The sequence below is a fragment of the Vibrio sp. 10N.247.311.12 genome (genome assembly GCF_041467515.1).
GTDB lineage: Bacteria > Pseudomonadota > Gammaproteobacteria > Enterobacterales > Vibrionaceae > Vibrio > Vibrio crassostreae_C.
Genome location: NZ_JBFSUV010000002.1, coordinates 82,720 through 95,740 on the forward strand (window position 1 = coordinate 82,720; position 13,021 = coordinate 95,740).

The 13,021-nt window shown below is 46.0% G+C and carries 11 protein-coding genes and 1 pseudogene; all 12 read left to right on the forward strand.

All coding sequences use genetic code 11. The annotated features are described in order from the left end of the window. Nucleotides 1-5: 5 nt before the first annotated feature. The 12 genes and pseudogenes from AB6E30_RS01550 to AB6E30_RS01605 all read left to right on the forward strand — a co-directional run bounded on the left by AB6E30_RS01550 (nucleotide 6) and on the right by AB6E30_RS01605 (nucleotide 13,015). Complete coding sequence (locus AB6E30_RS01550; protein ID WP_017060668.1) at nucleotides 6-893, forward strand: MinD/ParA family protein; 888 nt, start codon at nucleotides 6-8, stop codon at nucleotides 891-893. Further along, nucleotides 886-1,620 (forward strand): RNA polymerase sigma factor FliA, encoded by a 735-nt coding sequence (locus AB6E30_RS01555; RefSeq protein ID WP_017060667.1) that lies wholly within the window; start codon nucleotides 886-888, stop codon nucleotides 1,618-1,620. Before AB6E30_RS01550 ends, AB6E30_RS01555 begins: the two co-directional genes overlap by 8 nt. Nucleotides 1,621-1,662: 42 nt before the next feature. After that, the gene (gene cheY, locus AB6E30_RS01560) at nucleotides 1,663-2,031 is read left to right on the forward strand and encodes a chemotaxis response regulator CheY (protein WP_016767062.1); all 369 of its coding nucleotides are present in this window, start codon (nucleotides 1,663-1,665) and stop codon (nucleotides 2,029-2,031) included. 105 nt (nucleotides 2,032-2,136) lie between these two features. Beyond that, complete coding sequence (locus tag AB6E30_RS01565) at nucleotides 2,137-2,868, forward strand: protein phosphatase CheZ (RefSeq protein WP_017064113.1); 732 nt, start codon at nucleotides 2,137-2,139, stop codon at nucleotides 2,866-2,868. A gap of 9 nt (nucleotides 2,869-2,877) precedes the next feature. After that, nucleotides 2,878-5,070, forward strand: a complete 2,193-nt coding sequence (locus AB6E30_RS01570; RefSeq protein WP_372073040.1) for a chemotaxis protein CheA — start codon at nucleotides 2,878-2,880, stop codon at nucleotides 5,068-5,070. A 13-nt stretch (nucleotides 5,071-5,083) separates the two neighbouring features. Next, nucleotides 5,084-6,208: a chemotaxis response regulator protein-glutamate methylesterase gene (locus tag AB6E30_RS01575; protein ID WP_059021197.1), complete on the forward strand. Its 1,125-nt coding sequence runs from the start codon at nucleotides 5,084-5,086 to the stop codon at nucleotides 6,206-6,208. A 10-nt stretch (nucleotides 6,209-6,218) separates the two neighbouring features. Continuing rightward, a complete protein-coding gene (locus AB6E30_RS01580; protein WP_372102458.1) occupies nucleotides 6,219-7,001 on the forward strand; it encodes a ParA family protein in 783 nt (260 codons plus the stop codon). Nucleotide 7,002: 1 nt separating this feature from the next. Further along, a pseudogene (locus tag AB6E30_RS01585) lies at nucleotides 7,003-9,042 on the forward strand (FimV/HubP family polar landmark protein); the annotation flags it as partial. Nucleotides 9,043-9,236: 194 nt separating this feature from the next. Then, nucleotides 9,237-10,031 (forward strand): tRNA pseudouridine(38-40) synthase TruA, encoded by a 795-nt coding sequence (gene truA, locus AB6E30_RS01590; RefSeq protein WP_004734161.1) that lies wholly within the window; start codon nucleotides 9,237-9,239, stop codon nucleotides 10,029-10,031. A 176-nt stretch (nucleotides 10,032-10,207) separates the two neighbouring features. Beyond that, nucleotides 10,208-11,134, forward strand: a complete 927-nt coding sequence (accD, locus tag AB6E30_RS01595) for an acetyl-CoA carboxylase, carboxyltransferase subunit beta (protein ID WP_017062348.1) — start codon at nucleotides 10,208-10,210, stop codon at nucleotides 11,132-11,134. Nucleotides 11,135-11,176: 42 nt separating this feature from the next. Then, complete coding sequence (folC, locus tag AB6E30_RS01600; protein ID WP_017062347.1) at nucleotides 11,177-12,439, forward strand: bifunctional tetrahydrofolate synthase/dihydrofolate synthase; 1,263 nt, start codon at nucleotides 11,177-11,179, stop codon at nucleotides 12,437-12,439. Then, nucleotides 12,440-13,015 carry an SPOR domain-containing protein gene (locus AB6E30_RS01605; protein WP_017063432.1) on the forward strand — a complete coding sequence of 192 codons (576 nt, stop codon included), beginning with the start codon at nucleotides 12,440-12,442 and terminating at the stop codon, nucleotides 13,013-13,015. Nucleotides 13,016-13,021: the final 6 nt, after the last annotated feature.

The following is a 13,021-nucleotide window of genomic DNA, read 5'->3' on the forward strand; positions in this document are numbered from 1 at the left end:
TAAATATGAATGAAAATATGATACATGACCAAGCTAGCGGCCTCCGTCGCTTAACCAAGCCTTCACTCACAAAAGTTATCGCTGTAACCGGTGGTAAGGGAGGCGTTGGTAAATCTAATGTGACGTTAGGTATGGCTATTTGCATGGCGCGCCAAGGCAAAAAAGTCATGGTGCTAGATGCCGATTTAGGACTAGCGAACGTCGATATCATGCTAGGTATTCGTTCTAAACGAAACCTTGGGCATGTGTTGGCTGGCGAATGTGAACTTAAGGATGCGATTGTCGAAGGGCCGCACGGAATTAAAATTATTCCAGCGACATCGGGCACTCAAAGCATGACTGAACTTTCACACGCACAGCATGCTGGTTTGATTCGCGCATTCGGTTCGCTTGAAGACGAGATGGATATCTTGTTGGTTGATACCGCAGCCGGTATTTCGGACATGGTGATCAGCTTCTCAAGAGCGGCGCAAGACGTGGTTGTCGTGGTATGTGATGAACCTACCTCGATCACGGATGCATATGCTTTGATTAAGCTTTTAAGCAGAGAACACCAAGTTCAGCGATTCAAAGTTGTTGCAAATATGGTCAGAAGCTACCGCGAAGGCCGAGAATTATTTGCAAAGTTGACTTTGGTCACAGAGCGCTTCTTGAATGTGAGCCTCGAACTCGTAGCATGTATTCCTTTAGATGATAAAGTACGTCAATCAGTCAAGAGACAGAAAATCGTAGTCGATGCGTTTCCTCGCTCTCCAGCTGCATTGGCAATCAGCTCTTTGGCTAACAAAGCCTTGACCTGGCCAATACCAAAAACACCGAGCGGACACTTGGAGTTCTTTGTTGAAAGGCTGCTGAATCGTACTGAATTTATAGAGGAACCATTTGGTGAATAAAGCGCTTACTTACGACCAACACGCTAATCACAATAGCCAACAGGCTTTTTTTGAGAAGTACTCTGTGTTGGTTAAACGTATCGCTCATCACTTGTTGGGGCGATTACCGCCTAATGTATTGGTTGATGACTTAATTCAAGCTGGCATGATCGGCTTGATTGAAGCGCAACAAAACTATGATGGTACCAAAGGCGCAAGCTTTGAGACGTATGCTGGTATTCGGATTCGCGGGGCAATGTTGGATGACATTCGCCGTGGGGACTGGGTGCCGAGATCGGTTCATAAGAACAATCGAGAAATCAGCAGTGCAATTGCGGAATTAGAGGGTATCCTCAACCGCGACCCGAGTGATGCCGAAGTGGCAAAACACATGGGGCTCAGTTTAGAGCAGTATCACAGTGCTTTAACTGACATTAATTGCTCAAGACTGGTTGGAATTGAAGATTTAGGCGTCTCAGATGATGTAATATCTCCGAATGAAGACTCTCAAGATAATACGCCTTTTCAAGGGGTTGCTGATGAGTCATTCCGCCAAGCTTTGATCGATTCGATAAAACAACTTCCGGAAAGGGAAGGCCTTGTGCTTTCGCTTTATTACGACGAAGAACTCAATTTAAAAGAGATTGGGGAAGTGTTAGGTGTCAGCGAATCTCGTGTCAGCCAAATACTGAGCCAATCTATGCAGCGTTTACGCACTAAGTTAAGTGCTTGGACACAGAACGACTAACAACACTGATCCTATTCAGTGGAGGCTAATTTGAACAAAAACATGAAAATTCTCATTGTTGATGATTTTTCAACGATGCGCCGAATTGTTAAAAACCTACTTCGCGATTTAGGTTTCAACAACACTCAAGAAGCAGATGATGGCTTGACCGCGTTGCCTATGCTGAAAAAAGGCGAATTTGATTTCGTGGTAACTGACTGGAACATGCCAGGCATGCAAGGGATTGACCTGCTTAAACACATTCGCGCAGACGCAGAACTTAAGCACCTTCCAGTGCTTATGATCACAGCTGAAGCGAAGCGTGAGCAGATCATCGAAGCTGCGCAAGCGGGTGTTAATGGTTACATTGTGAAGCCTTTCACTGCTGCAACGCTGAAAGAGAAACTTGATAAGATTTTTGATCGCTTATAAGCATCAATAAATTTAGGCACTTCTAGGTAAACACTGACTGATAAGTTATCTGTTTATCTCGATAGCCTAAGCGCACAAAGTATGCGGAGTAAGGCCGAATTCAGGATGATTTCATTAGAACAAGCAAAAAAATTAGTAGAGCTGCTTGAGAACGATGAGCAGCAAAATGCTGATTCTCTTGTGAGAAGCATTTATGAAGATAACTTTAGTCTTCAAGACAATCCAATGCTTCAAGAAATAGGAAGTCTGACACGCGACCTCCACGACTCTTTGACTCAATTCAATTTCGATGAACGCATCAGCGTTATCGCAAATGACGAAATCCCTGATGCAAGGGATCGCCTTCAGTATGTCATTGATAAAACGGAAGTTGCGGCAAATAAGACGATGGACGCTGTCGATCGCTGTATGCCAATCGCAGACAACCTACACGAGTGTTTACTTCAAGTAAGGCCTCAATGGAATGAACTGATGCATGGCCGCATTGAGCTGGCACAATTTAAAGCTTTATGTCACCGCATTGATGGATTGCTTGTCCAAGTAGAAGGCGACAGTACTGAACTACGCGGACAATTGACTGAAATCTTGATGGCTCAGGATTTCCAAGATTTAACTGGGCAGATAATCAGCAAAGTTATTACCTTGGTGAATGAGGTGGAAGGACGTTTGGTCGAGATTCTCACGGTATTCGGTGCGAATCAAAAAGAGCCAACTCCAGAGTCAGAGAAGAAAGCATCGATTGCGCCTGAAGGTCCAATTATGAACCCAGAAGAGCGCGAAGACGCTGTCGCATCTCAAGATGAAGTCGACGATTTGTTATCCAGTCTTGGATTTTAAAGGTAACGTATGAGCTACGATTTAGACGAAGATATTCTTCAGGACTTTTTAGTCGAAGCAGGAGAGATCCTTGAACTCCTATCAGAACAACTGGTAGAGCTTGAGAATAACCCTGACGACAAAGACCTATTAAATGCTATTTTCCGTGGTTTCCATACAGTAAAAGGTGGTGCTGGTTTCCTAGCATTAACTGAGCTGGTGGATACTTGTCATGGTGCTGAGAATGTGTTCGACATTCTGCGAAACGGCCAACGCAGCGTAACATCAGGTTTGATGGATACCATGCTGCAGGCGCTAGATACAGTCAATGTACAGTTTCGCGCCGTGCAAGATCAGGAACCTTTAGTGCCAGCCGACCAATCTTTATTGGATGAACTTCACCGTCTCTGTAAACCAGAGTCTGCGGATGAAGTGGCACCAGTAGAAGCGCCTGCACCTATTATCCCTGAACCTGTTGTTGCAGCGCCTGAGCCTGTTATTGCTCCGGAACCTACTGCTGAAAGCTCAAACATCAATGCATCTTCAGTCGATGATATCTCTGAAGATGAGTTTGAACGCTTGCTTGATGAGCTTCACGGTAAAGGTGGTTCACCAACAGCGCCTTCTGCACCAACACCGCCGCCAGCACCCGCTGCACCTCAGTCTGTTGCTGACAGTGGTGATATTACTGATGACGAATTTGAAAAGTTATTAGATGAATTGCACGGTGCGGGTAACAGCCCGACAGCGGCAAGTTCAACGCCTCCTCCACCGCCAACGCCGCCAGCAGCACCTGTTTCGGCGATGTCTGAAGGCGATGATCTGATGACTGACGAAGAGTTCGAGAAGTTACTTGACCAACTACATGGCTCAGGTAATGGACCTTCGATTGAAGAATTGGATGCCGCGACTAAGCCAGCAGAAGTTAAGGCAGTAGCACCTCAAGCTGCGCCTAAACCTGCTGCGCCAGTTGCCGTTAAAGCTGAGCCAAAACCGAGCGCTCCAGCAAAAGCTGAAGTTAAAGTGCCGGCTAAGAAGCAACAAGCTGAAGCGACAGTTCGTGTTGATACATCAACACTGGACACCATCATGAACATGGTGGGTGAACTGGTATTGGTGCGTAACCGACTAGTCAGCCTAGGCCTCAACAGCAACGACGAAGAAATGTCGAAAGCTGTCTCTAACTTAGATGTTGTTACTGCAGACCTTCAAGGTGCGGTAATGAAGACTCGTATGCAGCCGATCAAGAAAGTATTTGGTCGCTTCCCACGAGTTGTCCGTGACCTTGCTCGTAGCTTGAAGAAAGACATCGTTCTTGAAATGCGTGGCGAAGAAACGGACCTTGATAAAAACTTAGTAGAAGCACTTGCTGATCCCCTGATTCACTTGGTGAGAAACTCTGTCGATCATGGTATTGAAATGCCAAACGACCGTGTTGCTGCGGGTAAATCACAAACGGGTAAAGTGATTCTGTCTGCCTCTCAAGAAGGTGACCACATTGAACTGGCTATCGTTGATGACGGTGGCGGTATGGACCCTGATAAGCTTCGTGCTATCGCGGTTAAACGTGGCCTGATGGATGAAGATGCAGCGTCTCGCTTATCAAATAAAGAGTGTTTCAACCTGATTTTTGCTCCTGGCTTCTCAAGCAAAGAGCAGATCTCGGATATCTCTGGTCGTGGTGTGGGCATGGACGTTGTGAAAACAGCGATCAACACACTGAACGGCTCTATTGATATTGATTCAGAAATGGGACAGGGCACCAAGATCACCATCAAGGTTCCACTAACCCTAGCGATTCTACCAACCTTGATGGTCGGTGTTGCCGGTCATCCATTTGCATTGCCATTGGCTTCTGTAAACGAGATCTTCCACCTAGATTTAAGCCGCACAAACGTGGTTGATGGCCAGCTGACGATTATCGTTCGCGATAAGTCTATTCCGTTGTTCTACTTGCAAAACTGGCTTGCTCCTAAAGCGGGTATTGTTGAGCTGCGTAAAGGGCACGGCCATGTTGTTATCGTACAACTTGGTAGCCAACGTGTTGGTTTTGTTGTCGATACGCTTATCGGTCAAGAAGAAGTCGTGATCAAGCCGCTTGATAAGCTTCTGCAAGGCACGCCAGGAATGGCAGGTGCGACAATTACAAGTGACGGACACATAGCATTGATTCTAGATGTGCCGGACTTGTTGAAGCAGTACGCAGCTGCGTCAAGAATTTAATTTAAGGATAAATATGGCGATTAAAGTATTAGTCGTTGATGATTCGAGTTTCTTTCGTCGTCGCGTTAGCGAGATCATCAACTCAGAGGCTCGCCTAGAAGTCATTGATGTAGCAGTAAACGGTAAAGAAGCCGTTGAAAAAGCGAAACAGCTAAGACCTGACGTAATCACGATGGATATTGAAATGCCTGTCATGGACGGTATCACTGCCGTTCGTGAAATCATGGCCGCGTCTCCAACGCCTATTTTGATGTTTTCATCGTTAACGCATGATGGAGCGAGAGCAACGTTAGATGCGTTAGATGCAGGTGCTCTCGACTTCCTTCCTAAGAAGTTTGAAGACATTGCACGTAACCGCGACGATGCAGTTGCATTGCTTCAACAGCGTGTGATTCAGATTGCAGCGAAGCGTGCATTTATGCGTCGTGCTCCTATTGCGCCGAGAGCGACTGCAACGACTTCAACATCTACGCCATTGCGCCAACCGATTTCAACAGCAGCTTCGACTTCGACAGCGAAGCCTGCGGTTGCATCAACGGCGAAATTCAGAGCGTCAGGTAAGAAGTATCAATTAACAGCAATTGGTACGTCGACTGGCGGCCCTGTTGCTCTACAGAAGATTTTGACTCGCATCCCTGCTAACTATCCACACCCAATTGTGTTAGTTCAGCATATGCCAGCAACATTCACCGCTGCTTTTGCAAGTCGATTGAACACCTTGTGTAAGATTGAAGTTCGTGAAGCGCAAGACGGTGATGTGCTAAAGCCTGGCGTGGCGTATCTTGCACCGGGTGGAAAACAGATGATGGTGGATGGCCGCGCAGGGTCTGCACGTCTAAGAATTATCGATGGCGGCGACCGCATGAACTACAAGCCTTGTGTGGATGTCACATTTGGCTCTGCAGCGAAGATCTACGGCGACAAAGTCTTGTCTATGATACTGACCGGTATGGGCGCAGATGGTCGAGAAGGTTCGCGTATGTTGAAAACTGCGGGCTCGACGATTTGGGCACAAGACGAAGATAGTTGTGTTGTATATGGTATGCCTCAAGCTGTAGCAAAAGCTGGCATTTCTACTGAAGACCTACCTCTAGACCGCATCGCGGAAAGGATCTTGGTTGAAGTTGGGTTGGCTTAGGTAAATCGAAATGATTGTTTGGAGTGTTGCAAACCAAAAAGGTGGTGTTGGTAAAACGACCACGACCGTGACTCTAGCAGGTTTACTTGCGTTGAAGGGGCACCGTGTTCTGTTGGTTGATACTGACCCACATGCATCACTGACTACCTACCTGGGTTACGACTCAGATACGGTGGAATCGAGCCTGTTTGATCTGTTCCAGTTGCGTGAGTTTAATGCGCAGACGGTAAGACCTTTGCTTCTACAAACGGAAGTTGAAGGTATCGATATTATCCCTGCGCACATGTCTTTGGCGACATTAGACCGTGTAATGGGAAATCGAAGCGGCATGGGGTTAATCTTGAAGCGTGCTTTGGCCACTTTGAAAGACGATTACGACTATGTATTGATCGATTGCCCGCCAATTCTGGGTGTGATGATGGTCAATGCATTGGCTGCTAGTGATCGTATTTTGATTCCGGTACAAACTGAGTTTTTGGCGATGAAGGGCTTAGAGCGCATGATTCGCACTTTGACCATCATGAAGAAGTCTCGCAAAACACCGTTTAAGGTGACGATTGTCCCAACGATGTACGACAAGCGAACCAAAGCCTCACTGCAAACATTAACGCAGCTCAAAGATGATTACCCAAACCAAGTTTGGACGTCTGCTGTGCCGATTGATACCAAGTTTCGAGATGCGAGCCTAAAGCGCTTGCCAGCCTCTCATTTTGCATCGGGTAGCCGTGGTGTATTTGCTTATAAACAGTTGCTTATTTATCTCGAAAGGTTGGCGATAAATGAGCGCGAATAAAGAATCAACATTGGCGCAGCCAAGTCTCTCCAGTGAACAAGCACTGGATGATTATTTTACTGCGCTGTTAGGTGATGAAAGCTTTGAATCTGACGATTTTTTTGTTGACGAGTCGAGCGACGAATCGCAATCTGAAGAGCCAGAGCCAGAGCCAGAGCCAGAGCCAGAGCCAGAGCCAGAGCCAGAGCCAGAGCCAGTTCGTGCTGCAAACATGCCAGAGATCATTCCAAATGAATTTGGTGTGCCAGAAGACGATGATTGGCTGATTGAAGACGAGGCGTTTGAACCAGAAGCATTAGCGGAAACTGACGTAACACCAGAGCTAGTGACACCAGTCGCTGACCCGCAAGTTGGAGCTACACCACAAGCGGAAGTAGCAGAACAAGCTGAAGTTCTAGGACAAGAAGGCGAAGAAGAATTCTCGTTTGATGACTTTGAACTACCAGAGTTTGGTGAAGAGGATGCACTAGCGGAAGCTGAAGCAGCTGCACCACAAGCAGAAATAGCAGAACAAGAAAGCGCAGAAGAATTCTCGTTTGATGACTTTGAGCTACCAGAGTTTGGTGAAGAAGACACACTAGCGGAAGCTGATGCTGAATCAACAGCAGAACCAGTAACGCCAGCTATTGATGCTCAACCAAGTGTTGAACCTCAAACTGAAGCCCAAGTTATAGCTCAGGCGCGAGACGACGAAGAGTTTTCGTTTGATGATTTCGACTTACCAGAGTTTAGTGAAGAAGACGCACTAGCGGAAGCTGATGCTGAATCAACACCAGAGCCAGCAACGCCTGCTATAGACTCTCAATCAAGTGTTGAATCGCAACCTACCGCTGAGCCTCAGTTAGATGCTGCACCACAAGTTGAAACTGCGAAACCAGAAAGCGAAGAAGAATTCTCGCTTGATGACTTCGAACTACCAGAGTTTGGTGAAGGCGATGCGTTAGCGGAAGTGGTGAGTGAACCAGATGAAGCACAGTTAGAGCAAGACTTAGCGCCTGACACAGAGAAGTTCGAGTTCGATGACCTTGATCTTCCGGAGTACGATGAAGAAAGCGCAAAAGCAGACTCTGTTTTAGATGATATTGAGCAAAGCAATGCCGAGCCGGTGGCGGAAGCCCAAGGCGTAGAGTTCGATGAGTTTGATTTACCGGAATATGGTGAAGATGAAGCCATCTCTGATGCGTTTGCTGAGAAGCCAACACCACTGACTTCTTTCAGCCCACAAGGCGAAGAGCAAGATGCGTTGCATGATCTGTTCTCAAATCCGCAGAGCTATAGTCAGGCTGATGATTTCTCGAATGCTGAAGACTCTGAACCGGCTGGTTTTGCACAGCCAGAACAATCACTGAGCGCGGCTTCAGAGCCAAACTCAACGCCTGCAGCGGTTCAAGACGAGCCACTAGAAGGCTTTGATGACTTTGATGAGACAGCATTAGCTGAGTTGCTTTCTGAAGATGTTCAAGACTCTGTCGACAACATGTTCGATAAGCCATTGGACGCAACTTCGATTGATAGCGCAGGGTTAGATATTGACGCCATGCTTGAAGTCGGCGGCGAAGACTGGAAAGGCTTTAACCTAGCGCCAGAACAACAATCGAGCATGCATAATGATGTGCCTGATGACCAACAAGAGATTTGGGCATCGGCTGAACAGCAAGCTGAACCGAAAATCAAAGAAGAGAATTGGGCTGAACAAGACAATCTAACCGAATCAGGCAACAGTCGTGATAAGCAGTACATGACGATTGATGAGCTAATGGCTCAAGTCGAGCAAGAAGGTGAAGAAGTCATTAATCCAGACGATGAAGAGCTTAAACTGGATGTGGGTCTTAACGAATTCCCTGATGTTATCGGTGATATTGGCAATTATGATGTCGACAGCAATGCAGAAGCTGCGGGTAAGCTTGATTTGGCCAAAATTTACATCGAGATGAGTGACTCGCAAGGGGCAATTAAGCTTCTAGAAGAGGCAATCGTTGATGGCAGCGATGATATTCGTCGAGAGGCAAAAAATCTTATCGATACGTTAAACGGTCGATAAATTTAAAAATCAGAAAGGGTAGCGTTGGCTACCCTTTATTTTAAGGCAATACAGAGCGCTATCGTTTCATTTGGTTTTTCAACAGCATCGTCTCGGTCGATGCTGATTGTTTATTGAAGTTTTAGCCCCATCCTATTTGGGCTAGCACTGATTTCCGTATATACTTCTCGCCCATTTTCAAAGAGAACAAGAACATGAAAATTGCTTTAGGTATTGAATATAACGGTACCCACTACTTTGGTTGGCAGCGCCAACGAGACGTGAAAAGTGTCCAAGAAGAATTGGAAAAGGCTCTTTCAGTTGTCGCGAATCACCCTGTAGAAGTTATGTGCGCAGGTCGTACAGATGCCGGAGTTCACGGTACGGGACAAGTCGTTCACTTTGAAACTAATGTCGATCGTAAAATGGTGGCATGGACAATGGGCGCGAATGCCAACATGCCGAAAGATATTGCGGTTCGTTGGGCGACAGAAGTGAATGAGGATTTCCATGCTCGTTTCTCGGCAACTGCTCGCCGTTATCGCTACATTATCTTTAACCATGCACTACGCCCAGGCATTTTGAATTCAGGCGTGAGCCATTATCATGGTCACCTTGATGAGAAAAAAATGCATGAAGCGGGTCAGTACTTACTTGGTGAGAATGACTTCACTTCGTTCAGGGCAACACACTGTCAATCTCGTAGCCCATGGAGAAACATGATTCACTTAAACGTGACTCGTCATGGACACTACATTGTGATCGATATTAAAGCGAATGCGTTTGTTCACCACATGGTGAGGAATATTACTGGTAGCCTTATTGCCGTAGGTAAAGGTGAGCAGAAACCAGAGTGGATCCAGTGGCTTTTAGAAGCTAAAGATCGAAAAGTAGCCGGCGCAACTGCAAAAGCGGAAGGTTTGTATCTGGTGGATGTTGATTATCCTGAACATTTTGAGCTACCACGAGAGCCAATTGGTCCTCTATTTTTGCCGGATAATTTGAACTAAATGTGAGACTTAGGTTCAAAAATTATTACGGTTTAGTGCGTAAGATAGTCCCAGAAAATAGGTACAACCAGTTTTTTATCTACAGTCGCTGTTTTATGTGCTTTAATTCCCACGCATAATTCCCAAATTTATTTCTTTCGCAATCAAGCGGAAGAATCGAAACAAAAAGGTCTTCCATGAGTTGGCTTGAAAAGATTTTAGAAAAAAGCAACATCGTAACATCTCGTAAAGCATCTATCCCTGAGGGTGTTTGGACTAAATGTACTTCTTGTGAGCAGGTTCTGTACCATGCTGAACTAGAGCGTAACCTAGAAGTATGTCCAAAATGTGACCATCACATGCGCATGAAAGCACGTCGTCGTCTGGATACATTCCTAGACAAAGGTGAGCGTGTTGAACTAGGTGCTGATCTTGAGCCACAAGACAAGCTGAAGTTTAAAGACTCTAAGCGTTACAAAGAACGTATCTCTGCTGCTCAAAAGAACAGTGGTGAAACAGACGCATTAGTTGCAATGAAAGGCGAACTATTGGGTTTACCTATCGTAGCGTGTGCTTTTGAATTCTCATTCATGGGCGGCTCAATGGGTTCTGTTGTTGGTGCTCGTTTCGTGAAAGCGGTAGATGCTGCTATCGAGAACAACTGTGGTTTAGTGTGTTTCTCTGCAAGTGGTGGTGCTCGTATGCAAGAGGCATTGATGTCTCTAATGCAAATGGCGAAAACCAGTGCTGCGCTTGAGCGTTTATCTGCGAAAGGCCTACCGTTTGTTTCAGTTATGACTGATCCAACAATGGGTGGTGTTTCTGCAAGTTTGGCAATGCTTGGCGATATCAATATTGGTGAACCAAAAGCACTAATCGGTTTTGCTGGACGTCGTGTAATCGAACAAACGGTACGTGAAGACCTTCCTGAAGGTTTCCAACGCAGTGAGTTCCTACTAGACCACGGTGCTATCGACATGATTGTTGACCGTCGTGAGATGCGTCAGCGCGTTGCAAGCCTTGTTGCTAAAATGACCAACCAGCCTTCACCATTAGTAGTTTCTGTGAACGATTCACCGAATGAAGCTACTTATGAAGTACCAGAAGCGCCAGAAAAAGGGTAAAGTACCTTCTAACAAACCAACTTAATTATGGTTATGAGTTAGATGAGTCAACAACCTATTCCTCAAGCCACATCCTCTTTGGAGATGTGGCTTGATTATTTATCAAACATCCACACAAGCGCTATTGATCTTGGATTAGACCGAGTTCAGGCCGTCGCCTCTAAGGCAAACCTCACCAAACCTGCTCAACATGTTATTACTGTTGCCGGAACCAATGGCAAAGGCTCAACATGTGCACTGATGGAAGCGATTCTATTGGACGCTGGTTACTCAGTTGGTGTCTACAGCTCTCCTCACTTAATTCGCTATAACGAACGTGTTCGTATCAACGGCCAAGATCTATCTGATGAAAAGATGGTTCAGTCTTTCGATTTCATTGAGAAAGAGCGTGGCGAAATCAGCCTGAGTTTTTTCGAATATGGCACTTTAGCGGCGTTACGTGCATTTCAAACTGAAGCGGTTGATGTTGTGCTTTTAGAAGTGGGTTTAGGCGGGCGTTTAGACGCGACCAATATCGTTGAGCATGATGTTTCTGTGATTACTAGTTTGGCTGTCGACCATGTTGACTGGCTAGGTGATGACATCAATGTGATTGGTTTTGAGAAAGCGGGCATTTATCGTAGCGGTAAACCCGCTATCTGTGGTCAACCCAAGCCACCGGCTACGGTTGCAGCGCACGCTGATGACATTAAGGCTGAGTTCTACCAAGTCGGTATTCAATACACTTATGATGTTGACGGTGATACGTGGAACTGGCGCAGTGGTGCATTCCAACTAGAATCACTACCTATTCCAAGCCTGCCGTTACCTAACGCTGCAACAGCGTTGATGGCATTGGGCACATCAGAGCTTAGTATTAGCGACGTGAACGTGGTTAACGGCATGAAGAATGCGCAGCTTCCAGGTCGTATGCAGCAAATTAGCGAACAACCCGTGATTGTGCTTGATGTGGCGCACAACCCGCATTCTGCTGAGTACTTTGCGCAGCAAGTCGCGAAGAAGTATGCAGGCAAAAATTTACACGTTGTAGTCGCCATGCTTCATGACAAAGATATCCCCGCGACATTGGAAGTATTAGCGCCAATCACAACACATTGGTACCCAGCTTCGCTGAACGGCCCACGAGCCGCAACAGCCGCTGAATTGTGTCAAAGCTTACCTGAAGGTGTAGAGCGGTATTCAAACCCTGTTGTAGCGTTTGAAGCGGCTTTAGCTTCTGTTAAAGGTGACGATGTTGTGTTGGTTGTCGGTTCTTTCCATACAGTGGGTGAAGTGTTGGAGCATTGGCAGAAAAAAGGAAACTAAATGGCAAGTAAATTCCAAAGCCGGTTAGTCGGCACCATCATTTTAGTGGCCATTGGCGTGATTGTATTGCCCGATGTACTAGATGGTAAGAAGCTCCACTACAAAGAAGAGTTTGCAAGCATTCCAATTAAGCCTGAGCTTGATAGTAATGTTGAAGTGTTTGAAGTACTCGATCCCGTTGAAGATCAGATAGCGCTACCGGATTCTCCGGTTGAGCAAGTGGTTGAAAGTGGTCGTACTGATAATTCAAACACGCAAACCGCGTCTTCTTCTAATGATAAAGAAGCAGACAAAGTGGCAGTTGTGGTTAAGCCGGTACCTGAAAAAAATGAATACCAAGACAGTGCTTGGATTATTCAATTGATGGCTTTGAAGAATGCTGACAACGCAAAAAACGTTGTTAAGGATCTGCAAAAGCGCGGTTATCAGGCTCACACCAAGCAAGAAAAAACTTTTACGCGAGTAATTATTGGCCCGGATGTCTCTAAATCCAAACTTGAGCGACAAATTAAGGAATTAGAAAAAATTACGGGTTCAAAAGGCCAGTTGCTCAAATTTAAACCGTTAAATCCATAAGAAAAC